The sequence below is a fragment of the Bradyrhizobium sp. USDA 372 genome (assembly GCF_053629095.1).
The window spans coordinates 6,802,167-6,826,379 of record NZ_JBRJHR010000001.1; the positions used below are offsets into that span (position 1 = coordinate 6,802,167).

Below are 24,213 nucleotides of genomic sequence, written 5' to 3' on the forward strand. Positions count from 1 at the left end.
CATGGCCGAGGGCGCAGCCGAGCAGGACGACAAGGCGGGAAAGGCGCAAGGCCAGCGTGACGGCCAGCGCCGCCTCGCGCAATGGGTCCGCGACTATAGCCGGCTGCCGGGTATCCCCGACGAGTTCTTAAGCCCGGATGGCACGCCGCGCGCGGTCTGGAGCCGCTTCTTCGATGCCTTCGGCGCGCTGGCGCCCGACGAGATCGAGCGGCGCTTCGGCATGGCCGACCGTCACCTGCGCGAGGCCGGCGTCACCTACCGCGCGCCCGGCGACAGCGCCGACCGGCCCTGGTCGCTCAGCCACCTGCCGCTTTTGATCGATGAAGCCGACTGGCAGCAGCTCTGCGCCGGCATCACCCAGCGCGCCGAGCTGCTCGAGCGCGTGCTGCGCGACATCTATGGCGAGGGGCGCCTCGTGGCGGAAGGCGCGCTCCCGGCCGCGGCGATCGCCGGCAGTCCCGAATATCTCCGTCCGGTCTGCGGCGTGCCGCCGCCGGGCGGGCGCTATCTGTCGATCTATGCCGCCGATGTCGGCCGCGGGCCCGACGGGCGCTGGTGGGTGCTCGGCGACCGCACCCAGGCGCCATCAGGCGCGGGCTACGCGCTGGAAAATCGCCTGGTGCTGTCGCGCGCCTTCTCCGATCTCTACAAGTCGATGAACGTGCCGCGTGTCGCGCCGTTCTTCGAGGCGTTCCGCGACTCCCTGCGCGCGCGCGCCGATCGCGACGAGCCGCGCATCGGCGTGCTCACCCCCGGCAGCTTCAGCGAGACCTATTTCGAGCACGCGACGCTGGCGCGCTATCTCGGCTTCCTGCTGGTCGAGGGCGACGACCTCGCGGTCAGCGACAATCGCGTCCACATCCGCACGGTTGCCGGTCTGAAGCGGCTCGATGTCCTCCTGCGCCGGGTCGATTCCAACTCGCTCGACCCGCTCGAGCTCGATGCCTCCTCGCATCTCGGGGTGCCCGGCCTGATCGACGTCTTGCGCAAGGACGGCGTCGTCGTCGCCAACATGCCGGGCTCGGGCGTCTTGGAGGCGCGGGCGCTGCTCGGCTTCCTGCCGGCGCTGAGCCGCCGCCTGCTCGGCGAAGACCTGAAGATGCCGCACATCGCGACCTGGTGGTGCGGCCAGCGCAACGCGCGCGACGAGGTGCTGGCGCGGCTCGACGAAGTTGCGATCGAAGGCGCCTATCGCCGCGGCGTTCCCGGCTTCGACTCGCTTGGCCCGGTGCTCGCGAGCGAGCTCGACGCGGGCGGACGGCAGCGCCTGATCGATGCGATCAGCGCGCGCGGCATGGACTATGTCGGCCAGGAGGTGGTGCGGCTCTCGACCATGCCGGTGTGGGAGCAGGGCCAGATCACGCCGCGCCCCTTCGTGCTGCGCGTGTTTGCCGCCGCCACGCCCGACGGCTGGGCCATCATGCCCGGCGGCTTCTGCCGGATCGCCGAGCAGCCGGACGCGCGCGCGGTGTCGATGGGCGACGGCGCGCGCGCCGCCGACGTCTGGGTCGTCTCCAACAAGCAGGTCGCGACCGCGACGCTTCTGCCCGCGACGGACAAGGTGCGCATCCGCCGCATCGCCGGCGTGCTGCCGAGCCGCGCCGCCGACAATCTGTTCTGGCTCGGCCGCTACCTCGAGCGCGCCGAGGCGACGCTGCGCCTGGTGCGTGCGCTTGGTTCGCCGAGCGGGCCCAACAAGGGCACCGCGGCCTCGGCGCAATCGGCCGAACGCATCCAGCGCCTGCTGGTGGCCTGGGGCGCGGTCTCGCAATCCTCGCGCACGGCCGCGGGGCGCATCGTCGCCGAAGCGCTGCAGAGCGCGGAGCGTTTCGGCTCGGCCCTGTCGCTGGTGCGCGCGGCGCAGCGCACCGCGACCTCCTTGCGCGAGCGGCTGTCGCCCGATGCCTGGCAGGTGATCACGGAAATGGCCGAGCGTCTCGCCTACGAGGTCGAGGACGACGACAGCGTGCTGAGCGCCGCCGAGCTGACCTTGCAGGAGCTGGCGAGCTTCGCAGGCCTTGCGCAGGAGAACATGAACCGCGCCGCCGGCTGGCGGTTCCTCGACATTGGCCGCCGCGTCGAGCGCGCCATCAACACCACGCGCTTCACGCGCCAGTTCGCCTATGACGAGGCTGGCGATGAGGATCTCGACATCCTGCTGACGCTGGTGGACTGCCAGATCACCTACCGCTCGCGTTATCTGCTGGCGCCGATCCTGGCCCCGGTGCGCGACCTCGCGGTGCTCGACGGCTACAATCCGCGTTCGGTGGCGTTTCAGGTGACGACGCTGAACGAGCACATTGCGGCGCTGCCGAGCCTGAAGGAGCACGGCCTGATCGAGAAGCCGCAGCGTCTCGCCGTGGCGATGCAGGCGATGCTCGCGACCGCGGAGGCCGAGAAGCTCGAGGTCAAGACGCTGTTCGCGCTGGAGCAGGATCTGCTCAGCCTCGCCGAAGCGATCGGGCAGCACTACTTCCCGCATGGCCCCAATGCCGCCCGGCCGGAAAAGCTGACGGGGCTGGCGTGATCTACGACATCCGTCACGTCACCACCTACGAGTACGAGAATCCCGTCAGCTTCGCCCGCTGCACGCTGCGGCTGGAGCCCAGAAGCGGCGGCGGCCAGGAGCTGATCTCGCACGAGGTCGAGATCCATCCCCGCCCGTCCGAGCGCAACGTGCGGCGCGACTTCTTCGGCACGCTGACCGAGAGCGTGACGATCGAAGCCGCGCATCGCAATCTGCGCATCGACTCGCGTTCGCGGGTTTCGATCTCGCGCCGGCCGCTGGCGCGCGATGCGGTCAGCCCGCCCTGGGAGAGCATTCGCGACATCGCGTTCGAAGCAACCAGCCTCGGGCCGTCTTCGCCGGTCGGCTATGTCTTTGCCAGCCCGCTGGTGCCGGTGCTGCGCCCGGTCAGCGCCTATGCCGGGATGAGCTTTCCGCCAGGCGCGGGCATCCTCGCCGGCGCCGTCGACCTGATGCGCCGCATCCGCGGCGATTTCCGTTACGATCCCAAGGCGACCGTGATCTCGACGCCGCTCGACGAGGTCTTCGACAAGCGTCACGGCGTCTGCCAGGACTTTGCCCATGTCATGATCGCCGGGCTGCGCGGGCTCGGCCTGCCCGCGGCCTATGTCAGCGGCTATTTGCGCACCATTCCGCCGCCGGGCCAGCCGCGGCTGCAAGGTGCCGACGCCACCCACGCCTGGGTGTCGCTGTGGTGCGGGGCCGAGCTCGGCTGGATCGATCTCGATCCGACCAACGATCTCCTCATCGGCAACGATCACATCGTGCTCGCAATGGGGCGCGATTTTTCCGACGTCTCGCCGGTCGACGGCATCATCGTCGGCTCGCCCAAGCAGAAGCTCGCCGTCGCCGTCGACGTGCTTCAGGTGGAGTAGCCGGCCCGCGCGGCCAATTCCCTGCGGTGCCGCGCCCCGAGCGGCGGCAGCGGCTTTCCGGCTGCTTTGGGTTGTGTTAAACTTTGGCCGCAACCGTGATGTTGCGCAGCGAAACGGCGCGGTATTTTCGTATTTTCGTCCCCGACGTTTGGTTACCCGGCCCAAGATGGGCTATGCTCCCCGCTGCGTCGAGGACAAGAATGAGACGTCGGGAGACGGCATGGGACACCAGCGGCGGACGGGGCTGCATCCATGATAACCTTACCGAGACTGGCGGCCGAATCCCTGGAGGAATTCCTCGGCAAGTTCCTGCGTCGCCGGTTCGATGAAACTGCCGCGAGCATCGTGGAGAGTGCGACCCGCACCGCGATGGAGTGTATCGGCAACAGCGATGCGCTCTATCACAATATCGAGCATACGATGCTGGTGACGCTGGCAGCCCAGGCGATCCTCCGCGGCCGAAGTCTTCATACCCATCTGTCGGCCGAGGATTACGTCCACGTCCTGATCGCCTGCCTCGCTCACGACATCGGCTATGTGCGAGGCCTGTTCGAGGAGGACGATGAGGACGGCTTTCTGGTCGACGCGGCCGGCACCAAGGTTTCCCTGCCGCGGGGTGCATCCGATGCCAGCCTGATGATGTATCACGTCGATCGATCGAAATTGTACGTGACGCGGCGACTGCGGCATATTCCGGGACTCGATCCGGAACGCGTCGCCCGTGCCATCGAAGGCACCCGGTTCCCCGCTCAGCAGGGCCAGGACTATGACGACGAAGCTTCGATCCTGCGTGCGGCCGACTTCATCGGCCAGCTCGGCGATCCCAATTATCTGCGCAAGGCCAACGCGCTCTATTACGAGTTCGAGGAGGTCGGCATCAACCGCCAACTCGGCTACGACTCGCCCGCCGACATCGTGAACCGCTACCCGCAATTCTATTGGAACAGCGTCGCACCGCACATCCAGACCGAGATCGGCTATCTCAACAAGACCGAGATTGGCCGGCAATGGATCGCCAATCTCTACAGCAACGTGTTCCGCGCCGAACGCGACATCTCGCTGTCCGGTCCGCAGAAGTAGATCGGGCTCTCGTAGCCCGGATAAAGCGAAATCCGGGATTCGCGGATGCTCGCGGCCCGGCTTGCGCTGCGCTCCATCCACGTGGCCCAACGCCGTGAGCAAATCATGCAACAAAAAACCGTCACCACGGATATCCTCGACATCGCCTATCGCGAATACGGTGCGCCGGACGGCTGGTCCTGCATCATGGGGCACGGCTTTCCCTATGACGTGAACGCCTATGCCGAGACCGCGCCGATCCTTGCTGAGGCCGGCGCACGCGTGCTGGTGCCCTGGCTGCGCGGTTACGGCCCGACGCGGTTTCGCTTCGCCGGGACGCTGCGCTCCGGCGAGCAGGCGGCGCTCGGCGCTGATCTCTTGGCCTTCATGGATGCGCTCGGGATCGAACGCGCAATCGTCGGCGGCTATGATTGGGGCGGGCGCGCCGCCTGCGTGGTCTCGGCGCTCCATCCGGAGCGCGTGATCGGTCTCGTCTCCGGCAATTCCTACAACATCCAGAACATCGCGCGATCCATGGAGCCGGCTTCGCCGCCGGAGGAGGCGGCGCTCTGGTATCAATATCTCTTCCACAACGAGCGCGGCCGCCGCGCGCTGGAGCGCAACCGCCGCGGCTTTGCGCGTCAGCTCTGGACGATGTGGTCGCCGAAATGGACATTCGATGACGCGACGTTCGAGACGAGCGCTGCATCGTTCGACAATCCTGACTTCGTCGACGTCGTGATCCACTCCTACCGCCACCGTTATGCGCTGGTGGCGGGCGATCCCGCCTATGCGGGAATAGAGGCAAAGCTCGCCGCGCAGCCGCCGATCCGTGTCCCGACGATTGCGATCGACGGCGACAGCGACGGCGTCAATCCCGGCACCGCCCACCACGCGCGCAAGTTCGAGGGATTTTTCAAGCGCCGCGTCTTCACCGATGCCGGTCACAACCTGCCGCAGGAGCGGCCCGCCGAATGGGCGCAGGCCGTGATCGACGTCCGGAAAGCGGCTGCGTCATAGGCAGCCCCGACGCGCCTTCGGCGCTCCTCACCTGAGGCCATGGCGCGCCGGCGCCGGGCCAACGACCCGTTCACCAAATTTCCCTGATCTGCGGGAACCTTTTCCGATTGCAGCCGTCCAAGCTGTGGGCCCGCTTCCATAGGCGGGCTCGTTGCAGGGAGGATCTTGATGAAGTCATCAGTGCGCAAGCTGGAACGTGTCGCGGTGGCGCAGGCGCCGTCCGATCGCCCGGACAAAGCGGAGGTCGAGCAGGCGATCCGGACCATGATCCGCTGGGCCGGCGATGATCCCGAGCGCGACGGTTTGCGCGAGACACCGGATCGCGTCGCACGCGCTTTCGAGGAGTATTTTTCCGGATACGCGCAGGACCCGACCGAAATCCTGCAGAAGACCTTCGAGGAGATCGAAGGCTATGACGAGATGATCGTGCTGCGCGGCGTTCGCTTCGAGAGCCATTGCGAGCACCACATGGCGCCGATCGTCGGTCGCGCCTGGGTCGCCTATATTCCGCAGGGGCGCGTCGTCGGCATCAGCAAGCTTGCGCGCGTGGTGGACGTCTACGCGAAACGGCTCCAGATCCAGGAGAAGATGACCGCGCAGATCGCCAATACCATCAACGACGTGCTCAAGCCCGAAGGCGTCGGCGTCATCATCAAGGCGACGCATCATTGCATGACCACGCGCGGTGCGCACAAGCCCGGGACCGATCTCGTCACCAGCCGCATGCTGGGTGTGTTCCGCGACAATGCGCTGACGCGCCAGGAACTGCTGGGGCTCGCCAATTCGGACGATTGACCCCGCGCGCGCAAGGAGGCGTTTGCCATGGCCGAAGACAACAAGCCGAGCGGACCCGACCTGAGCAAAGGCGTGTCGCTGACCGCGTTCAAGGATGGCAAATTGCTCGGTCACGTCGGAGAGGACGACGTTCTGCTGGTGCAAGCCGGCGGCGAGATCTTTGCGATCGAGCCGGCCTGCAGCCATTATCATGGCCCACTTGCCGACGGCTTGGTGGTGGGCGACAGCATCCGCTGTCCCTGGCATCATGCCTGCTTCTCCTTGCGCACGGGCGAAGCCAGTCGTCCGCCGGCATTGAATGCGCTGGCGGTGTGGCAGGTCGAGCGCGATCGGGACAACATCATCGTTCGGCGCAAGCGCGAGGCACCGAAGCCGCCGGCTGCACATCGCAGCGCGGCAACGCCCGACAAATTCGTCATTGTCGGCGGCGGTGCTGCCGGCTTCGCTGCCGCCGAGACGCTCCGGCGTGAGGGTTTTGCCGGCGCCATCACCATGCTCAGCAATGACGGCGCGATGCCGGTCGACCGGCCGAACCTCTCGAAGGATTACCTCGCTGGCAATGCGCCGGAGGACTGGTTGCCGTTGCGCGGCGAGGATTATTACCGGGACGCCGGTATCGATCTCAGGCTCAACACCGACGTCGCTGCCATCGGTCTCAAGACGCGCAGTGTGACGCTGGGCAATGGCGACAAGCTCCCATTCGACCGGCTGCTGCTCGCGACCGGCGCCGAGCCGGTCAAGCTGCAGATTCCGGGCGCGGACCAGCCGCATGTTCACACCCTGCGGACCGTCGCCGACAGCCGCGCCATCATCAAGGCCGCAGGGAGTGCGAGGCGCGCGCTGGTGATCGGCGCCAGCTTCATCGGCCTCGAAGTCGCCGCCTCCTTGCGGGCGCGCAAGATCGAGGTGCACGTGGTCGCGCCGGAGGAACGGCCAATGCAGAAGGTGCTCGGCGCCGAGATGGGCGACTTCGTCCGGTCGCTGCACGAAGAGAACGGCGTGATCTTCCACCTGAAGGACACCGTCGACCATCTCGATGGCCTGCGCGCGACGCTGAAAAGCGGCGCCGTCATCGAGGCCGACCTCGTCGTCGTCGGCATCGGCGTCAAGCCGCGCCTTGCGCTCGCCGAGCAGGCGGGGCTGGCGGCTGATCGTGGCGTCAGCGTGAGTGAATATCTGGAGACCAGTGTATCCGGCATCTTCGCGGCCGGCGACATTGCCCGCTGGCCTGACTCGCACTCGCGGCAGACCATCCGCGTCGAGCATTGGGTGGTGGCGGAGCGGCAGGGGCAGACCGCGGCGCGCAACATGCTCGGCAGGCGCGAGCGCTTCGATGCGGTGCCGTTCTTCTGGAGCCAGCACTACGACGTGCCGATCAACTATGTCGGCCACGCCGAAAACTTCGACGACATCGCGATCGACGGCAGTATTTCGGGAAGGGACTGCCTGCTGAAGTACCGCAAGGGCGGTCGCGTGCTTGCCGTCGCTTCAATTTATCGCGATCTCGACAATCTCAAGGCCGAGCTCGAAATGGAGCGGCCACGCCGCTGACGCGCCGAATTCGATCTTGATTTGTGTCAACGTTGCCGCAGGTGGGGGCTGCTCTACTGACTGTCGTCCCGGCATGGGGCGTGCTATCCTGGCGCGTGCCCGCGGGCTTCGCATGCAGGAGTGGCCCATGACAAGTGCTTCGGATGCGTCCCGTCATCCCGGTCTCGGCTCGGGTATCTCTGCGCTACACGGCAAATGGGGCTGGATCGTTGCGCTCGGCGTCGTCTATCTCATCGCCGGCTTCGTTGCGCTCGGCAGCATGGTCATGGCGACGGTGGCGAGCGTGATCGTGGTCGGCGCCATGATGATCGTCGCCGGCGTGACGGAGATCATCGGCGCATTCCAGATGAAGAGCTGGGGCAAGTTTCTGATCTGGGCCTTGCTCGGCGTGCTCTATGTCGTCGCCGGCTTCCTGACCTTCGCGAACCCGCTATTCGCGGCAGTCCTGCTGACGTTGTTCCTGGGCGCGTCGCTGATCGCCTCGGGCGTGGTCCGGCTGTTTCTCGCCTTCAGCATGAAGCGCGAGAGCCCGTGGGTCTGGGTCGCGCTCTCGGGCGCCATCACGCTGCTGCTCGGCCTCCTGATCGTGGCGCGCTGGCCGGTGAACAGCGTCTATATCCTCGGCCTGTTTCTCGGTATCGATCTGATGATGGCCGGCGCCGGCTGGATCAGCCTGGGCTTTGCCTTGAAGCGGCGCGGCTAAAGCATGATCCGGAAAAGTGCGAAGCGGTTTTCCGGAAAGATCATGCGTAAACAACAACCTAAAGCGCGACGATGGTTCATCCCAATCTCATCGCGCTTTAGCGCAACGCCATCAGCAACTCGACGCAAGACCCTCTTGCGGAACTCCGCTGAGCTGAACGTGCTGACAACAAGCAGCACGCCGCGCGACCGTCTCGCGCGGCGATGTTCACCCGGGGAGAAACCATGAAAGCCGCTTTGGCCCTGGCCGCAGCGCTGGCTGCCGCCTGCTTGTCCGACCCTGTCTCGGCGCAAAAATCCTACGGCCCCGGGGTCAGCGACACCGAGATCAAGATCGGCAACACCATGCCCTATAGCGGCCCGGCCTCGCCGCTCAGCATCACGGGACGGGTGATCTCCGCCTATTTCGACGAGATCAACGAGAAGGGCGGCGTCAATGGCCGCAAGCTCAACCTGATCTCGCTCGACGACGCCTTCTCGCCGCCCAAGACCATGGAAGCCGCGCGGCGCCTCGTCGAAGGCGACGGCGTCGCCTTCATCTTCGCCACCATGGGCACCGCGCCGAGCTCGGCGATCGCAAAATATCTCAACAGCAACAAGGTGCCGCAGATCTTCCTGATCAGCTCGGCTTCGAAGTGGAACGATCCCGCCAACATGCCCTGGTCGATCGCGCTGCCCTGGGCGCCGAACTACACCAGCGAGGCCGCGATCGACGTCGCCTATGCTCGCGCCAAGAACCCGAATGCGCGCTTTGCGGTGCTCTACCAGAACGACGACGCCGGCAAGGAATATCTTCGCGGCGTCAAGGAGGCGCTCGGTGCCGACGCCGACAAGGCGATCGCGATGGCGTCGAGCTTCGAGGTCGCCGACCCCACTGTCGATTCCCAGGTCCTGACGCTGGCCAACACCAAGGCTGACGTCTTCATGATCTATTCGGTGACGCCGCGCGCCTGCGCGCAGGCGATCCGCAAGGCGCACGAGGTCGGCTGGCAGCCGACGCGCTTTCTGGCCTCCGGCTGCGCCAACAAGGCCACCGTGATGGCGCCGGCCGGGCTCGAGGCCGGCAAGGGCGTGCTGTCGCTCGGCGCGCTGAAGCCGTTCGTCGAGGCACCGAAGGACGATCCGGCGATGACCGCCTATATCGACTTCATGAAGAAGCGCCTGCCCAATGCAGACATCAACAACGTCGCCGGCCTTTACGGCTACACCGTCGCCGAGGCACTGGTGGTGCTGCTCAAGCAATGCAAGGACAATCTGACGCGCGAGAACATCATGGCACAGGCGGCGAACCTGAAGAACGTGCCGCTGTCGCTTCTGATGCCCGGCATCACCCTCAACACCACGCCGCAGGATTTCCGCCCGATCAAGGACGGCTACATGCTCCAGTTCGACGGCAATGACTGGGTGGTGGCGAGCGAGCTGTTGCGGGGGACGTGAGGCGGGGGCTACAACGACGGTCCACCCTCTCCCCTTGTGGGAGAGGGTGGATGCGCGAAGCGCAGCCGGGTGAGGGGTCTCTCTCCGCGAGTCGTCTCCATCTTGGACTCGCGGAGAGAACCCCTCATCCGGCGCTTCGCGCCACCTTCTCCCACAAGGGGAGAAGGGAAGGGAATCGTAGGGTGGGCAAAGGCGCCCTTGCGCCGTGCCCACCATCTATCAATGATTGTCGAGAGAATGCGTGGGCACGCTTCGCTTTGCCCACCCTACGGGACTGAAGGGGACATGAGGGGCGGCCGAGGAGGCGGTGCACCCTCTCCCCTTGCGGGAGAGGGTGGATGCGCGAAGCGCAGCCGGGTGAGGGGTCTCTCTCCTCACGAACGTTGTCGCCGACGGAGAGAACCCCTCATCCGGCGCTTCGCGCCACCTTCTCCCGCAAGGGGAGAAGGAAGAAGGAGACCCATCATGGACTTTCAACACTCCGCCCGTTCTTTGGAGCTGCAGGAGCGCGTTCGCCAGTTCATGCGCACCCATGTCGAGCCGGTCGAAGAGCTTTATTACGAGCAGGTGAAGCCCGAGGCCGCGCGTTACAAAACACCTGCCGTCTTGCAGGACTTGAAGCGGCTGGCGCGGGAGCAGGGGCTGTGGAATCTGTTCCTGTCCGGCGAGCACGGCCCGGGTCTGACCAACCTCGAATACGCGCCGGTGAAGGAGATCATGGGACGCATCCTCTGGGCGCCCGAAGTCTTCAATTGCTCGGCGCCCGATGTCGGCAACATGGAGGTGCTCGCAAACTACGGCACCAAGACGCAGCAGGAGCGTTGGCTGAAGCCGCTTCTGGAGGGGCGGATCCGCTCCGGCTTCTCGATGACGGAGCCGCAGGTCGCCTCCAGCGACGCCACCAACATCCAGTGCGAGATCAAGCGCGACGGCGACGACTACGTCATCAACGGCCGCAAATGGTTCACCTCGGGCGCGATGAACGAGGATTGCGAGATCCTGATCGTGATGGGCAAGACTGCTCCGGACCATCCCGACCGCCATCGCCAGCAATCCATGATCCTGGTGCCGAAGAATACGCGTGGGGTGCGCATCGTCCGCGACATGCTCACCTACGGCTATGACGATGCGCCGGTCGGCCATCCCGAGATCGTCTATGACGACGTCCGCGTGCCCGCCGAGAACATTTTGCTCGGCGAGGGCCGCGGCTTCGAGATCGCGCAAGGCCGGCTCGGCCCCGGCCGCATTCATCACTGCATGCGCCTGATCGGCTGCGCCCAGCGCGCGCTGGAATTGATGTGCCAGCGCGCGGTCTCGCGCGTCGCCTTCGGCAAGCCGCTCGCAGAGCAGGGCTCGGTGCGCGAGGACATTGCGCACTCCTTCTGCGAGATCGCACAGGCGCGGCTGCTCACCTTGCAGGCCGCCGACAGGATGGACCGTGAGGGCAACAAGGCCGCGCGCGATTTGATCGCCGCGGCCAAGATCGTGGTCCCCAGCATGGCCGCCCGCGTCATCGATCGTGCCATCCAGATCCATGGCGCCGCCGGCGTGTCGCAGGACACGTTCCTCGCGCGCGCTTACGTCTACGCCCGCTTCATCCGCATCGGCGACGGCCCGGACCAGGTGCACCTCGCCGCGGTGGGCAAGGAGCTGATCAGGCGCGGCGGGGTGATGGCGGGGTAGAGGTGACGTCCTGCGCCAGGATCTGCGCATAGAGGAATGCATTGGACCCGGGCAAGGATTGCGCTTTTCGCTTGTGGCCCATCTCGGACATAGGGACGCGGCTTCGGACATCGGATTGGTTGTCCATTCTCACTAGCTGTGTCGCCGCAAAGTGCTAGGCTTCGGACATGGATGGGCCTTTCCTCCGCGGTGCTCAATGAGACGACGCGAGTTCATGGGGCTGATCGGCGGCGCGGCGGCGACGTGGCCGCTCGGAGCGCGTGCGCAGCAACCGGCAAGGTGGCGCTACAGGGTAGGCTATCTCGCGAGCGCGTCGCGGGAGCAAACACTTCGTAATGTTGGAGCCTTCGAAGCGGGCCTGCGGAGCCTTGGCTACCGCGCTGGCGAGAATGTCGTCATCGAGTACCGCTTTGCCGACGGAGACATGGGGCGGCTGGCGGCGCTTGCCACCGAGGTGGTCGGGCTCGGCGTGGACGTCATCGTGTCCGGGACCAATGCGACCACGGTTGCAGCCATGAAGGCGACCCGGACGATCCCGATCGTGATGGCCAACAGTGCTGAGCCTGTCAGTGCCGGACTTGTCGCCAGTCTGGCGCGCCCGGGTGGCAATGTCACTGGGTTCAGCTCGGAGCCCGGCGATGAGATCAACGGCAAGCGGCTCGAATTTCTGAAGGACACTCTGCCGAACCTCTCGCGTGTGGGCGTTCTGTGGAATCCGGACTTTGCGCCCAATCAGGAGCGGCTGGCATCGCTGCGGGAAGCTGCCCAAGCGCTGGGGTTGACGCTTGTCCCGGCCGAGGCGCGCGGCCCGGATATGCTTGAACAAGCGTTCGCGACAATGGTGAGGGAACGCGCTCAGGTGCTCGTCGTGTTGAGCGATGGAGTACTGTTCAACCACCGCGGTCTGGTTGGCGTCATGGCCGTCAGAAATCAGCTGCCTGCAATCTCTGCGGTGAGAGAATACGCGGAAGCGGGCTTCCTCTTGAGCTACGGGACTGATTTGCCAGATCAGTTTCGCCGGTCTGCAATCCTTGTCGACAAGATTCTCAAGGGTACGAAACCTGGCGATCTGCCGGTTGAACGGCCGATCAAGTATGAACTTGTTATAAACCTCCAGACCGCCAAGGCACTCGACATCAACATGCCACCGACCCTGCTGACGCGGGCCGATGTAGTGATCGAGTAGGCACTTGATGTCGCTTATTGGCCCTCCGCGTCAGTTGGCGCGGAGCTGCAACATGCCCGTAGCCGTGGGCGAGCCGGAATTGTCGGGATCAGGTACACCGGCGCGATCAACTCCTGGCGAACATCCCCGCAGCGGTGCCCATATGCAAGAGGAAGCCCCCGCTTTAGCCTTGATGCAGCGCTTCAGATCGCCGTAGTACAATAGTAACTACTGCTGGCCGAGAGTGACCCTGCACGCCATGGCAGGTTCACCCAGGTGAAAGAGCATAGATCGCTTGCGCGCGAGATAACGTCTGCGGCCGACGTCACGGGAAGCGCTCGCGCCCCCGATATGCCGGCAAGCCGTTTCCGCATGAGCCTGCGTTGGCTGATCGTCGCGGCGCTTCTCCTGGCCGCCTTGCTGGTCCAGATCCCCGTCGTTCTGAACCCCGATCTGGCCTGTCTGCTGACGGAAGGCGAGCAGGTCCTGGATGGGCGCAAGCCCGGCGTCGACCTTTTGGAGCTGAATCCGCCGCTGTCGGTCTATCTGTACATGCCGGCATCGATGCTGGCGCGAACGACCGGCATTGCGCCTGAGCTCATCGTGATCATCCTGATCCTGGTCGAAATCGTCGTCGCGCTTCTGATCATCGATCGTGCCGCTGCGGCAGCAAGGCTGGGGACTGAAGAGCGGGTCGTCGCAACCTGCCTGTTCGCGTTCTTGTTCGCAATTCTTCCGAGCGGCGTCTTCGGACAGCGTGAGCACATCGCCGTCATTGCGCTGACCCCTTTCGTCGCCGTCACGGCGATCCGCTGGCGCGGCCTCAGCCCCGGACCGGTGGCGATCCTGGCAGGACTTGGCGCCGGGCTGGCCTTGAGCATCAAGCCCCACCTCGCCCTGGTCGCAGGACTTCCGGTCGTCCTCGCGGTCTTCCGCCAGCGCTCTGTCAAGCCGTTGTTCTCTCCGGAAGCGATGACGGCGGCTGCTGTCGTCATCGGCTACGGAGCGATCCTCGTCATCGTCTTCCCCGCTTATCTGTTCGACTATGCGCCGATGGTCTCTGCCGCTTATCTGCCGCTGCGGATGAATCTGGGCGATCTGCTGTCCTTCCCGGCCACGGTGATGGCCGGATCCATCGTGTTTCTCGGCCTGCTGGCCCCGCACGAGTTCAAGATCGGGGGCAACGCGACCCCGTGGCTGGCCGCAGCCGTCGGCGGAGCTGCGAGTTTCGTTCTCCAGGGCAAGCATTGGACCTACACGGCGTTTGCGCTCTGCGTCTTTGCGATTGCCGCGCCGCTGCTCCATGCGCGCGTGAGGACGATGCGGATGCCGGTCATGATCGCGGGCCTTGCTGCCGTTGCGCTCATCGCCTACTGCCTGTCCTTGCAGGTCCGGCCGTTTCCGCCGCTCAAGGAGCGCATCCAGGCTCTCGCAACGCATCCGCGGCTGATCACGATCGGCGATCACATCGCGCTGGGGCATCCGCTCGTCCGTGAGGTCAACGGGACCTGGGTGGGCAGCTCCTGCGTGCAGCTATTGGCGGCCGGCGCGACGATGCTCCAGAAGACGACGCAGCCAACCCAAGGCGAGCGCGCAAGACTGGACAGCATCATCGATTTCGAGCGACGGCACTTGCTCGCGGACCTGCGCGCCGGTCGACCGGATGTGATCCTCGTGGATACCCAGCTGCTGAGCGCGGTCCCGTTCGACTGGCTGGCCTGGGCGAGGTCCGATCCCGAGATCGAGGCGGAGCTAAGTCGTTACCGCGAGGTCGAAGATGCCGGCGGCCGCGTCCGGATCCTGGTCGCTCGATCGGGTTCGGAGCGGTAACAACCCGTTCGGTCGTGCGCCGGCCGCGGCACCGGCGCCACGCTCGCCATGCTGACATCATGCCAGTGTTTTGCCCGACGAGTCAAAATCGATTCGTAAAAACAGCAAGCTTTGACGCCCGGCCGCCAAGCCATTGAAAAGCTTGGCCCCGTCTACTGTGCATGGGGTTGTTTTTTCAGTTTTTGTTGGAGCGACCGCTTTCGCCGCGGTGGTCCAGCCGCTACCCCGCCCTGGCGATGCGGCCGTCCGCCGACCCCGCGCGCAGGTTCTGGAAGAACGTCTCCACCTCGCGCGACAGCGTCTGCGCCGTCTCGGTCAGGCTGCTCGCCGCGGTCAGCACCGAAGCCGCCGCCGTATCGGTCTCGCCGATGGCATCGCGCAGCGAGGTGATGTTCGCAACCAGCGTCTCGTTGCCCTGCGCGGCGCTTTGCGCATTGGAGGAGATCTCGCGCGTGGCCTGGTCCTGCTGACTGACGGCGCCGGCAATCGCCGACGTGACCTCGTTGATCTCGCGCACCGCACCGCCGATCTCGCGCACGGCGTCGACCGCGTTGCGGGTCGAGGCCTGGATCATCGCGACGTTCTCGCTGATCTCGGCGGTGGCCTTGGCGGTCTGGCCCGCGAGCGCCTTCACCTCGTGGGCGACGACGGCAAAGCCGCGGCCGGCATCACCGGCGCGCGCCGCCTCGATGGTGGCGTTCAGCGCGAGCAAATTGGTCTGCTCGGCGATCGCCTGGATCAGGCTGAGCACGCCGTCGATACGTTGCGTGGCCGCAGCGAGGCTCTCGATCTCGGAGATCGACTTCTCGGTGCGCTGGCCAGTCTGCTCGACCGCGCCGGCGCTCTGCCGCACCTGGCGGCCGATCTCGACGACCGAGGCCGACAGCTCCTCGGCCGCGCCCGCGACCGCCGTGACGTTGTGCGAGGCCTGCTCGGTGGCGTTCGCCGCGGTGCCGGCGCGGCTGCTCGCATCCGCTGTGACCCGGGTGATGGTCTGCGCGGTCTCGCGCATGACCGAGGCATTGTCGCTGAGGCCGCGCATGATCGCGCCGATCGCCTCGCGAAATTGCTCGACGGACTGCTCGACGTGGCGGGCGCGCTCCTCACGTGCGGCGGCGTCTTGCGATACCTGCGAGGCGAGGTTGCGGTTGCGCCCCATCGCGTCCTGGAAGACCTGGATGGCGCGGGCCAGCGCGCCGATCTCGTCGGCGCGGTTGGAGTGCGGCACCACGACATTTTCGGCGCCGTCGGCGACCTGCTTGATGGTGGCCGTGATCGCGGCGAGCGGCCGGGCGATCGAGCGGGCGATGATGACAATGCCGACGACGACGAGGGCGAGCGCGACGCCGCCGAGGCAGGTGAGGATGAACGAAAATGTGCGGTTGGTCTCGGTCTGCTGCGCGATCTGCCTGCCGCGCTCGGCATAGACCTTGGACAGCGCCTCGAGGTCCTTGTTCAGCGCCGAGCGCACGCTGCGATTGGCGTCGTTGTCGCCCCATTCGCGGCCCGCGGCCGCGTTGATCTCGACGCCGCGGCGCACCAGCTCCTTGCGGAACTCGACGAACTGCTCGATGCGCTTCTTGAACGTCGCGAACTGCTCAGCATCGTCGGCCTTGACGATGGTCTCCCAGCGCTTCACGACGTCGAGGATCTGGGCGTTGAACTTGAGCAGGCCGTCACCGTATTTCTTCACCACGGCCGGCTCGGTCGACATGTAGACGCCGCGCGATTCCATCACCACCGCATAGACCAGCGAGTTGACCCGCTCGACGTTCAGCGCGGCGGCATTGGCGGTCTCGATCGCGCCTGCGAGGTCGGCGCTGCGGCGGCTGTTGTAGTCCGACAATATCGCGATCGCCGCCGTGAGCAGCGCGAACAGCGCGAAGATCGCATAGAGCTTGCCGGCAAGCGTGAAGCGGCCTGCCGGCTTGGCGGCATTCCCAGATCGGTCGGATGTCATGATATTCAGGGGCCCGGATGGCCTGGAGCGGCCGGTGAGCGGGGTTGGGTAAAATTGATGCAAAACTATGCGGAACGAAGATGGATACGGCGTTAACGCAGCTCCTGGCCGCCCTCCGTCCTTGGTCGAAGGAAAGGCAAGCCATTTCAGCGTCTTGATCCCTGGGTTTAGTTTCAGGATAGTCTTTCGGGATAGTCCTGGAGTCGGCCGTTGGCCGAGCAACCCCGGAGAGACCCTTGGTCTACCGCCACAGCATCGACGCCACGACCTACAGCTTCCCTGATCTGCGCGACCTGCTCGCCAAGGCGACACCCCCGCGCTCCGGCGATCGGCTGGCCGGAATTGCCGCTGCCAGCTCCGAGCAGATGATCGCGGCGCGGATGGCGCTCGCCGATGTGCCGCTCGGCCAATTCCTGCAGGAAGCCGTCGTTCCCTACGACGCCGACGAGGTCACCCGCCTCGTCATCGACAGCCATGACGCCAAGGCGTTTGCGCCGGTGGCATCGCTGACGGTCGGCGCCTTCCGCGACTGGCTGCTGTCGGACGCCGCAACGCCTGACATGTTGAAGCGGCTGGCGCCCGGCATCACCCCCGAGATGGCGGCCGCGGTGTCGAAGCTGATGCGCAACCAGGATCTGATACTGGTGGCGCGGAAATGTGAGATCACCACCGCCTTTCGCAACACCATCGGCCTGAAGGGGCGGATGAGCACACGCCTGCAGCCGAACCATCCGTTCGACGACGCCAGGGGCATCACCGCCTCGATCCTCGACGGCATCCTGCTGGGGGCGGGCGATGCCTGCATCGGCATCAATCCCGCCAGCGACGATCCCGCAATCATCGGGCAATTGCTGCGGCTGCTCGACGAGATCATCGCGCGGCTGCAAATCCCGACGCAGGGCTGCGTCCTGACCCATGTCACGACGACGCTGTCACTGATCGGGCAGGGCGTGCCGGTCGACCTCGTCTTCCAGTCGGTCGCAGGCACCGAGGCTGCCAACCGCAGCTTCGGCATCGACCTTGCGCTTCTGAAGGAGGCGCACGAGGCGGGGCGATCGCTGCGGCGCGGCACCGAAGGGCAGAACGTGATGTATTTCGAGACCGGCCAGGGCTCGGCGCTGTCGGCGGGCGCCCATCACGGCGTCGACCAGCAGACCTGCGAGGCGCGCGCCTATGCGGTCGCCCGTGCCTTCGCCCCGCTGCTGGTCAACAGCGTGGTCGGCTTCATCGGCCCGGAATATCTCTATGACGGCAAGGAAATCATCCGCGCCGGGCTGGAGGATCATTTCTGCGGCAAGCTGCTCGGCCTGCCGCTCGGGGTGGACATCTGCTACACCAACCACGCCGAGGCAGATCAGGACGACATGGACAATCTGCTGACGCTGCTCGCCGCCGCCGGCGTCACCTTCATCATGGGCGTTCCCGGTGCCGACGACGTCATGCTGAACTACCAGTCGACGTCTTTTCACGACGCGCTCTATGTCCGGGACGTCTTTGGTTTGCGCCGCGCGCCGGAATTCGACGACTGGCTGGCGCGGTCGGGCATCACCGGCGGCGATTTCCGGATTGCGGCCGATGCAGGCCTGCTGCCCGATTTTGCCTCGCGTCTGATCGCGTAAGGCGGCACTAAGCGTCAAACTTTCTCCTTTGGGGAAACCGTCGGCGCTGTCCGGAATTGTGCTTGTGCCACAATGTTGAGAAATTCCGGCGACAGCATTACGCTATGTGTCTGGCTGGCAATTTCCGCAACCAGGTCGTGGCGGGGGAGCTTTGATGCGAGCTGAAAGTAACGGAACGTCCCGGCGGATTCTCTGCGTGTTTCCGCGCTACACCTCGTCCTTCGGCACGTTCGAGCATTCCTATCCCCTGACCGATGGCGTCCGCGCCTTCATGCCGCCGCAGGGGCTGTTGCTGATCTCCGCCTATCTGCCGCATGACTGGCAGGTCAAATTCGTCGACGAGAACCTCCGCCGCACCACGAGGGAGGAGTTCGAATGGGCGGAAGCCGTCTTCGTCAGCGGCATGCACATCCAGCGCCAGCAGATGAACGACATCTGCCGCCGCGCCCATGAGTTCGATCTGCCGGTCGCGCTCGGCGGTCCCTCCGTCAGCGCCTGCCCCGACTATTATCCGTCCTTCGACTATCTGCATGTTGGCGAGCTGGGCGATGCCACCAACCAGCTGATCGAGATCCTGTCGCGCGACACCTCGCGGCCCGAACAGCAGGTCGTGCTCACGACCAAGGACCGCGTGCCGATGACGGAGTTTCCGATCCCGGCCTATGAGCTCGCCGCGGTCAAGAAATACTTCCTCGGCAGCATCCAGTATTCCAGCGGCTGTCCCTATCAGTGCGAGTTCTGCGACATCCCCGGCCTTTACGGCCGCAATCCACGCATCAAGACGCCGCAGCAGATCATCGCCGAGCTCGACCGCCTGCGCGAATGCGGCATGACCGATACGGTCTATTTCGTCGACGACAATTTCATCGGCAACCGCAAGGCGGCCATGGACCTGCTGCCGCACCTGATCGAGTGGCAGAAGCGGACCGGCTATGTCGTCCGGCTGGCGTGCGAAGCCACGCTCAACATCGCCAAGCGCCCCGAGATCCTCGAGAAGATGCGCGAGGCCTATTTCATCACCATCTTCTGCGGCATCGAGACGCCCGATCCCGACGCGCTGAAGGCGATGCAGAAGGACCACAACATGATGGTCCCGATCCTGGAGGGCGTGCGCACCATCAACTCCTACGGCATGGAGGTGGTCTCGGGCATCATCATGGGGCTCGACACCGACAAGCCGAACACCTCGGAGGCTTTGCTCGCCTTCGTCGAGGAGTCCCGGATTCCGCTGCTCACCATCAACCTGCTGCAGGCGCTGCCGAAGACGCCGCTATGGGACCGGCTGGAGCGCGAGGGGCGCCTAGTCGATGACGACAGCCGCGATTCCAACGTCGACTTCCTGTTGCCCTATGACGAGGTCGTCGCGTCCTGGAAGCACGCCATGGCGGTCGCTTACGCACCCGAGAAGGTTTACGCGCGCTTTCAGCATCAATGCGACAACGTCTATGTGAACCGCCTGAAGATGCCGGTGCCGGATGAGATGAAAACCTGGCGTAACATCCGGCGCGGCCTCGTCATGCTGCGCAACATCTTCTGGAAGGTCGGCGTGCTCGGCGACTACAAGCGCGTATTCTGGAAGTTCGCGCTGGGGCGCATCAAGCGCGGCGATCTCGAAGGCCTGATCGGCTGCACGCTGATTGCGCACCACCTCATCACCTTTGCGCGCGCGGCCTCCAGCGGCAAGCAGAACGCTTCGAACTACTCGATCCGCCTGCGCGAGGCCGCCGTTCCCGCCGAATGATGCCACATGTCTGATCCGGCCCTGCCGCACCGTCCGACCCTCGATCTGCGGGCGTTCACGCCGGCGCGCGTCGCGCTCGGGCGCAGCGGCGCGAGCCTGCCGACGAAGGCGCTGCTCGATTTCACGCTGGACCATGCCCGTGCGCGCGATGCCGTCCATGCGGCCTTCGATACGCCGCGTCTGATCGCCGATCTCGACGCGCTCGGTCTTGCGGTGACCGAGGTGAGGAGCCGGGCGGTCGATCGCAGCGACTATCTGCGGCGGCCGGATCTGGGACGACAGCTCGAGCCCGACTCGGCGCAGCGTCTGGCACGAAGCGTCTCGGCGCCGTGCCAGCTCGCTGTCGTGATCGGAGACGGCCTGTCCGCAGCGGCGGTCCACAGCCATGCGGCGATCGTGGTAGGGCGCCTGTTACAATTGCTTGCCGAGGGCGATGCTGTCGCGGTCGGCCATGTCGTCGTCGCCTCGGGCGCGCGCGTTGCGCTCGGCGACGAGATCGGCGCCATTCTCGCCGCGCGCATGGTTCTGATGCTGATCGGCGAGCGGCCCGGCCTGTCCGCGCCCGACAGCCTCGGCGCATATCTGACCTTCGCGCCGCAGCCCGGCCGCACCGATGCCGAGCGCAATTGCGTCTCGAACATCCACCACGCCGGGTTGAGCCATGACGAGGCGGCGTTCAAGATCGCCTGGCTGGTTCGCGAGGGGCTGGCCCGGGAGGTCACCGGCGTCGCATTGAAGGACGAGAGCGCAGATCGCGCGCCGCGCCAAATTGGCACATTCTCGCCGGGATAACCGGGGACCGGGCCCGAAATCGCCGCATCTTGATCGATTTGCCCACACTTCGCCTGCTTGCGAGAGGGGTGACTGACCTGCTAAACCCCCTCGCGGCGATTTTCCGCGCATTTTCAAGGGGCAAGCCTCCCATTGGTATGGCGTTTTCAAGCCGTTCGCGGGGCGCAATAAGCTCACAGGCCGAGCCGATTTAGGAACTGGACAAGGCATGCTCGAAAAGCACAGCGAGAGTGAGGTTCATGTCGACAAGGTCGAGCAGGGACCTGCGTCCTCCATCGCCTTCGGGCTGGAGCGTCTCGGGCTGATCGCCGTCCGGGCCCCGATCGTCTCCTGCATCGTCCTGCTCGCGCTGATTGTCGGCGCGGTGTTCGGCATCTACCGGATCAAGATCGACGATTCGCTGTCGCAGCTGTTCCGCTCCGACAGCCGGGAATTCCGCCAGTATGAAGAGGTGACCAAGAAGTTCCCGGCGGAGGAGTTCGACGTCCTCGTCGTGGTCGAGGGCAAGGCCCTGCTGGAGCGGAACAACCTGGAGAAGCTGCGCGACTTCGTCACCGACCTGCAACTGGTCGAAGGCACGCGCGGCCTCGTCTCGCTGTTCTCGGCGCGCCAGGCGCCGGCCCCGGGCAAGCTGCCGGCGGCGCTGTTCCCGGCCGAGCTGCCCGAGGGCGCGGCCTATGACAAGTTCATCGAGACCGTCAAGAACAACGAGATCATCCGCGGCAAGCTGCTGTCGGAGGACGGCACGCTGGCGCTGATCGTGCTGTCGCTCGATCCCGAAGTGGTCGGCTCCAACAAGCTGACCAAGACCGTCGGCGACATCCGCGCGCTGATGAAGGAAGATCTCGGCGACACCGGGCTCAACGTCCAGCTCTCCGGCGTGCCGGTGATGCAGCTCGAGATCCGCAACGCGGTCGAGCGCGACGGGCTGACCTACAACATCCTCGGCATTCTCGCCGGCTGCATCATCGCCATCATCTTCTTCCGCAAGATCTCGTTCATGATCGCGGCGGCATTCCCGCCGATGATCGCGATTCTGCTGGCGCTCGGCGCGCTCGGCTGGGCCAATTTCAACCTCAACATGTTCCTGAACGTGATGACGCCGCTCATCATGGTCATCAGCTTCTCGGACTCGATGCAGCTGACCTTCGCCGCGCGCGACCGGCTGATCGCTGGCCAGGACAAGTTCACCGCGTTCAAGAACGCTGTGCTGGTGGTGGGGCCGGCCTGCGTGCTGACGCACGGCACCGCCGGCATCTCCTTCATCGCGCTGCAATTCTCCGACTCCGATTTGATCCGCAAGTTCGGCGAGGCTGGGCTTGCCGCCACCATCATCGCGCTGGTCGCGGTGCTGTCGCTGGTGCCCGTTTTCGGCGTGCTGTTCGTGCGCAACGAGAAGGTCTTCGCGGTCAAGTTCCAGGGGGCCGATGCCGGCGTCCAGGCGCTGCGCAATTTCTGCTACTGGATCGCGGTCCGCATGGTCGGCCGGCCCGGCCTGTTCAGCCTGATCGCGGTGCTGTTCGTCGGCGGCCTCGGCGTCATCTATGCCAATCTGGAGCCGCGCTACCGGCTCGCCGACCAGGTGCCGGACAAGCGCCAGGCGGTCGCCGCCAGCGACCGGCTCGACGCCAAGCTCACCGGCGCCAATCCGGTCAACGTGCTGATCGTGTTCCCCAAGGGTGAATCGCTCTATTCACCGCAGACGCTCCAGACCATCGCTGAAGTCCACGCGACGGTCGAGAAGGCCGCGGGCGTCGGCAACGTCTGGTCGCTGGAGACGCTGCGTCGCTGGCTGGCGGAAAAGGCCGGCAGTGCCGACGTCGCGACGCTGAAGGAATATGTCAGCGTCATCCCCGAGCATCTGGTGCGGCGTTTCATCGACGCCGAGCAGGACGCCGTCGTGGTCGCCGGCCGCGTGCCGGACAAGGATTCCAGCCAGCTCCTGCCGATCGTCGACAAGCTCGATTCCGAGCTGGACGCCGTCCGCAAGAAGCATCCGGGCTATGAGGTCGCGGTGACGGGCCTCGCCGCCATTGCCGCGCGCAATTCGGCCAGCATGATCGAGAAGCTGAACCGCGGCCTCACCGTCGAATTCGCGCTGGTCGCGATCTTCATCGGCCTTGCCTTCCGCTCCTGGGTCGTGATGTTCGCCTGCATCCTGCCGGGCATCTTCCCGGTGGTGATGTCGGGCACGGTGCTGTGGGCGATGGGCGAGGGACTGCAATTCGCCAGCGTCGTCGCGCTCACCGTCTCGTTCGGCCTTGGCCTCTCCGCCACCATCCACTTCCTCAACCGTCTCCGCCTGGAGAGCAAGCCGGGCGTCGGCTCCGCGCTCGCGGTGGAGCGGGCGACCGTACTGGTGGGACCGGCGCTGATCCTGACCACGGTGGTCTTGGCCTGCGGCCTCGTCGTCACCGTGTTCTCCGACCTGCCGTCGCTGCGGCTGTTCGGCTGGCTCAGCGCCTTCTCGATGGTCATGGCCCTCGTCGCCGACCTCTTCATCCTCAGGCCGACCGCGATGTGGCTGATCAACCTGCACGACAAGCTGCAGGGCACGGACAAGCCGGCGATCTGAGTCTGGGGCGGCAGACGCCGCCTCGCGCTCACGCCTCGACGCGGACGATTCCGTAGGGGTTGAACTTGAAGTCGTCCTCGGCGTAGTCCTGCTCCCGCGACAGCGTCAGCTTGCGGTCGCGCAACGTCGCCTCGACGCCGTGCTCGGCCATGGCGTTGGCGATCTCTTCCATCAGCATCACCGCGGACCATTCGTTGCCGCGCGATTTCGCGACATAGACCTCCGGCAGGCCGACGAGGTGATAGCCGACGGTCTCGTAATAGCGGTCGCCGGCGAGCGGGCGCTTGGCGAAGGCAAGACGACAGGCCTTGGTGACGGCGGGGGTCATGCGCAGGCCCTGGCTGGTGATGGAGCCCTTGCGCGCCTGATCCATGAGACTTCGCCACCGCGAGAGGCCGTGGGCGACGCCGGCGCTTTCGCCTTTTGCGGCAACGGCGCCCGCGTCGAACATCTCGTCCACGATCTGCAGCGCGGCGGCCGAGTAGGCGGCCGTCTTCTGCTGAGCCATCGGCGGGCTCCGCAGGTAGAGGACCGATTTGTGGTTGGCCACGGCCGCTTCGTCGGACGCGGACCATGCCTTCGGGAAGACGCGGTCCCAGCACACGCCGAACGACCGCTCCATGCGCGGATCGGGCTTTCCTTGCGAATAGGTGCGGTCGATCTCGAAGCCGAAATCGGCAATCGTTTTGGCCACCGCCTTCGGCGGATGCAGCAGGCCTTCATTCCTGCCGAGGAAGCAGAGCACGTGACGCGGCTTCACGGACGAAGGCTGCATGTTCGCTCCCTGCTCACCGGCGAAGGCGCGGCTGGCCACGAACAGCCCGGCGGCTTTCAACAGATGTCTGCGGATCGGGTCCATCTCAGCAAATCCAGCCGCGCAAG

17 protein-coding genes are annotated in these 24,213 nt (G+C 65.6%); 15 read left to right on the plus strand and 2 right to left on the minus strand.

Going from position 1 to position 24,213, the window contains the following annotated elements:
- Position 1 precedes the first annotated feature (1 nt).
- The 11 genes from AB7M16_RS31810 (at position 2) to AB7M16_RS31860 (ending at position 14,644) form a co-directional block, all read left to right on the plus strand.
- Entirely contained in the window at positions 2–2,527 is a 2,526-nt protein-coding gene (locus AB7M16_RS31810; RefSeq protein WP_453946373.1) for a circularly permuted type 2 ATP-grasp protein, read from the plus strand.
- Positions 2,524–3,402 carry a transglutaminase family protein gene (locus AB7M16_RS31815; RefSeq protein WP_453946374.1) on the plus strand — a complete coding sequence of 293 codons (879 nt, stop codon included), beginning with the start codon at positions 2,524–2,526 and terminating at the stop codon, positions 3,400–3,402. Before AB7M16_RS31810 ends, AB7M16_RS31815 begins: the two co-directional genes overlap by 4 nt.
- A 252-nt stretch (positions 3,403–3,654) precedes the next feature.
- Complete coding sequence (locus tag AB7M16_RS31820) at positions 3,655–4,482, plus strand: HD domain-containing protein (RefSeq protein ID WP_172784107.1); 828 nt, start codon at positions 3,655–3,657, stop codon at positions 4,480–4,482.
- 105 nt (positions 4,483–4,587) lie between these two features.
- Complete coding sequence (locus AB7M16_RS31825; protein WP_453946375.1) at positions 4,588–5,481, plus strand: alpha/beta fold hydrolase; 894 nt, start codon at positions 4,588–4,590, stop codon at positions 5,479–5,481.
- A 168-nt stretch (positions 5,482–5,649) separates the two neighbouring features.
- Positions 5,650–6,276, plus strand: a complete 627-nt coding sequence (gene folE / locus AB7M16_RS31830; protein WP_439363781.1) for a GTP cyclohydrolase I FolE — start codon at positions 5,650–5,652, stop codon at positions 6,274–6,276.
- A 27-nt stretch (positions 6,277–6,303) separates the two neighbouring features.
- Positions 6,304–7,827 (plus strand): FAD-dependent oxidoreductase, encoded by a 1,524-nt coding sequence (locus tag AB7M16_RS31835; protein WP_453946376.1) that lies wholly within the window; start codon positions 6,304–6,306, stop codon positions 7,825–7,827.
- Positions 7,828–7,954: 127 nt separating this feature from the next.
- Positions 7,955–8,530 carry an HdeD family acid-resistance protein gene (locus AB7M16_RS31840; protein ID WP_172784111.1) on the plus strand — a complete coding sequence of 192 codons (576 nt, stop codon included), beginning with the start codon at positions 7,955–7,957 and terminating at the stop codon, positions 8,528–8,530.
- Positions 8,531–8,754: 224 nt separating this feature from the next.
- Positions 8,755–9,966, plus strand: coding sequence for an ABC transporter substrate-binding protein (locus tag AB7M16_RS31845; RefSeq protein WP_453946378.1), 1,212 nt, complete (start codon positions 8,755–8,757; stop codon positions 9,964–9,966).
- 465 nt (positions 9,967–10,431) lie between these two features.
- Positions 10,432–11,649 (plus strand): acyl-CoA dehydrogenase family protein, encoded by a 1,218-nt coding sequence (locus tag AB7M16_RS31850; RefSeq protein WP_453946379.1) that lies wholly within the window; start codon positions 10,432–10,434, stop codon positions 11,647–11,649.
- Positions 11,650–11,863: 214 nt separating this feature from the next.
- Entirely contained in the window at positions 11,864–12,835 is a 972-nt protein-coding gene (locus AB7M16_RS31855) for an ABC transporter substrate-binding protein (protein WP_453946381.1), read from the plus strand.
- 351 nt (positions 12,836–13,186) lie between these two features.
- Positions 13,187–14,644: a hypothetical protein gene (locus tag AB7M16_RS31860; protein ID WP_453946382.1), complete on the plus strand. Its 1,458-nt coding sequence runs from the start codon at positions 13,187–13,189 to the stop codon at positions 14,642–14,644.
- A 220-nt stretch (positions 14,645–14,864) separates the two neighbouring features.
- Here AB7M16_RS31860 and AB7M16_RS31865 read toward each other — a convergent pair whose 3' ends face one another.
- Positions 14,865–16,604 carry a methyl-accepting chemotaxis protein gene (locus AB7M16_RS31865; RefSeq protein WP_453946384.1) on the minus strand — a complete coding sequence of 580 codons (1,740 nt, stop codon included), beginning with the start codon at positions 16,602–16,604 and terminating at the stop codon, positions 14,865–14,867.
- A 236-nt stretch (positions 16,605–16,840) separates the two neighbouring features.
- On the opposite strand from AB7M16_RS31865, the gene AB7M16_RS31870 reads away from it, so the two are divergent.
- The 4 genes from AB7M16_RS31870 to AB7M16_RS31885 all read left to right on the plus strand — a co-directional run bounded on the left by AB7M16_RS31870 (position 16,841) and on the right by AB7M16_RS31885 (position 23,331).
- On the plus strand, positions 16,841–18,223 hold the full coding sequence (locus tag AB7M16_RS31870; RefSeq protein ID WP_453946385.1) for an ethanolamine ammonia-lyase subunit EutB: 1,383 nt from the start codon (positions 16,841–16,843) through the stop codon (positions 18,221–18,223).
- Positions 18,224–18,377: 154 nt separating this feature from the next.
- Positions 18,378–19,964, plus strand: a complete 1,587-nt coding sequence (locus AB7M16_RS31875) for a B12-binding domain-containing radical SAM protein (RefSeq protein WP_453946387.1) — start codon at positions 18,378–18,380, stop codon at positions 19,962–19,964.
- 6 nt (positions 19,965–19,970) lie between these two features.
- Positions 19,971–20,756, plus strand: coding sequence for an ethanolamine ammonia-lyase subunit EutC (eutC, locus tag AB7M16_RS31880; protein WP_453946388.1), 786 nt, complete (start codon positions 19,971–19,973; stop codon positions 20,754–20,756).
- A gap of 208 nt (positions 20,757–20,964) precedes the next feature.
- A complete protein-coding gene (locus AB7M16_RS31885; protein ID WP_453946389.1) occupies positions 20,965–23,331 on the plus strand; it encodes an efflux RND transporter permease subunit in 2,367 nt (788 codons plus the stop codon).
- A 28-nt stretch (positions 23,332–23,359) separates the two neighbouring features.
- Here the strand turns inward: AB7M16_RS31885 and AB7M16_RS31890 are convergent, their stop codons facing one another.
- Positions 23,360–24,190, minus strand: a complete 831-nt coding sequence (locus AB7M16_RS31890; protein WP_453946391.1) for a hypothetical protein — start codon at positions 24,188–24,190, stop codon at positions 23,360–23,362.
- Positions 24,191–24,213: the final 23 nt, after the last annotated feature.

Excerpts from the sequence above, each read along its gene's own strand:
- AB7M16_RS31810 (WP_453946373.1), top strand. The coding sequence starts at position 2 with ATGGCCGAGGGCGCAGCCGAGCAGGACGACAAGGCGGGAAAGGCGCAA.
- AB7M16_RS31820 (WP_172784107.1), top strand. The coding sequence starts at position 3,655 with ATGATAACCTTACCGAGACTGGCGGCCGAATCCCTGGAGGAATTCCTC.
- AB7M16_RS31825 (WP_453946375.1), top strand. The coding sequence starts at position 4,588 with ATGCAACAAAAAACCGTCACCACGGATATCCTCGACATCGCCTATCGC.
- folE (WP_439363781.1), top strand. The coding sequence starts at position 5,650 with ATGAAGTCATCAGTGCGCAAGCTGGAACGTGTCGCGGTGGCGCAGGCG.
- AB7M16_RS31835 (WP_453946376.1), top strand. The coding sequence starts at position 6,304 with ATGGCCGAAGACAACAAGCCGAGCGGACCCGACCTGAGCAAAGGCGTG.
- AB7M16_RS31840 (WP_172784111.1), top strand. The coding sequence starts at position 7,955 with ATGACAAGTGCTTCGGATGCGTCCCGTCATCCCGGTCTCGGCTCGGGT.
- AB7M16_RS31845 (WP_453946378.1), top strand. The coding sequence starts at position 8,755 with ATGAAAGCCGCTTTGGCCCTGGCCGCAGCGCTGGCTGCCGCCTGCTTG.
- AB7M16_RS31850 (WP_453946379.1), top strand. The coding sequence starts at position 10,432 with ATGGACTTTCAACACTCCGCCCGTTCTTTGGAGCTGCAGGAGCGCGTT.
- AB7M16_RS31855 (WP_453946381.1), top strand. The coding sequence starts at position 11,864 with ATGGGGCTGATCGGCGGCGCGGCGGCGACGTGGCCGCTCGGAGCGCGT.
- AB7M16_RS31860 (WP_453946382.1), top strand. The coding sequence starts at position 13,187 with ATGAGCCTGCGTTGGCTGATCGTCGCGGCGCTTCTCCTGGCCGCCTTG.
- AB7M16_RS31865 (WP_453946384.1), bottom strand. The coding sequence starts at position 16,604 with ATGACATCCGACCGATCTGGGAATGCCGCCAAGCCGGCAGGCCGCTTC.
- AB7M16_RS31875 (WP_453946387.1), top strand. The coding sequence starts at position 18,378 with ATGCGAGCTGAAAGTAACGGAACGTCCCGGCGGATTCTCTGCGTGTTT.
- eutC (WP_453946388.1), top strand. The coding sequence starts at position 19,971 with ATGTCTGATCCGGCCCTGCCGCACCGTCCGACCCTCGATCTGCGGGCG.
- AB7M16_RS31885 (WP_453946389.1), top strand. The coding sequence starts at position 20,965 with ATGCTCGAAAAGCACAGCGAGAGTGAGGTTCATGTCGACAAGGTCGAG.
- AB7M16_RS31890 (WP_453946391.1), bottom strand. The coding sequence starts at position 24,190 with ATGGACCCGATCCGCAGACATCTGTTGAAAGCCGCCGGGCTGTTCGTG.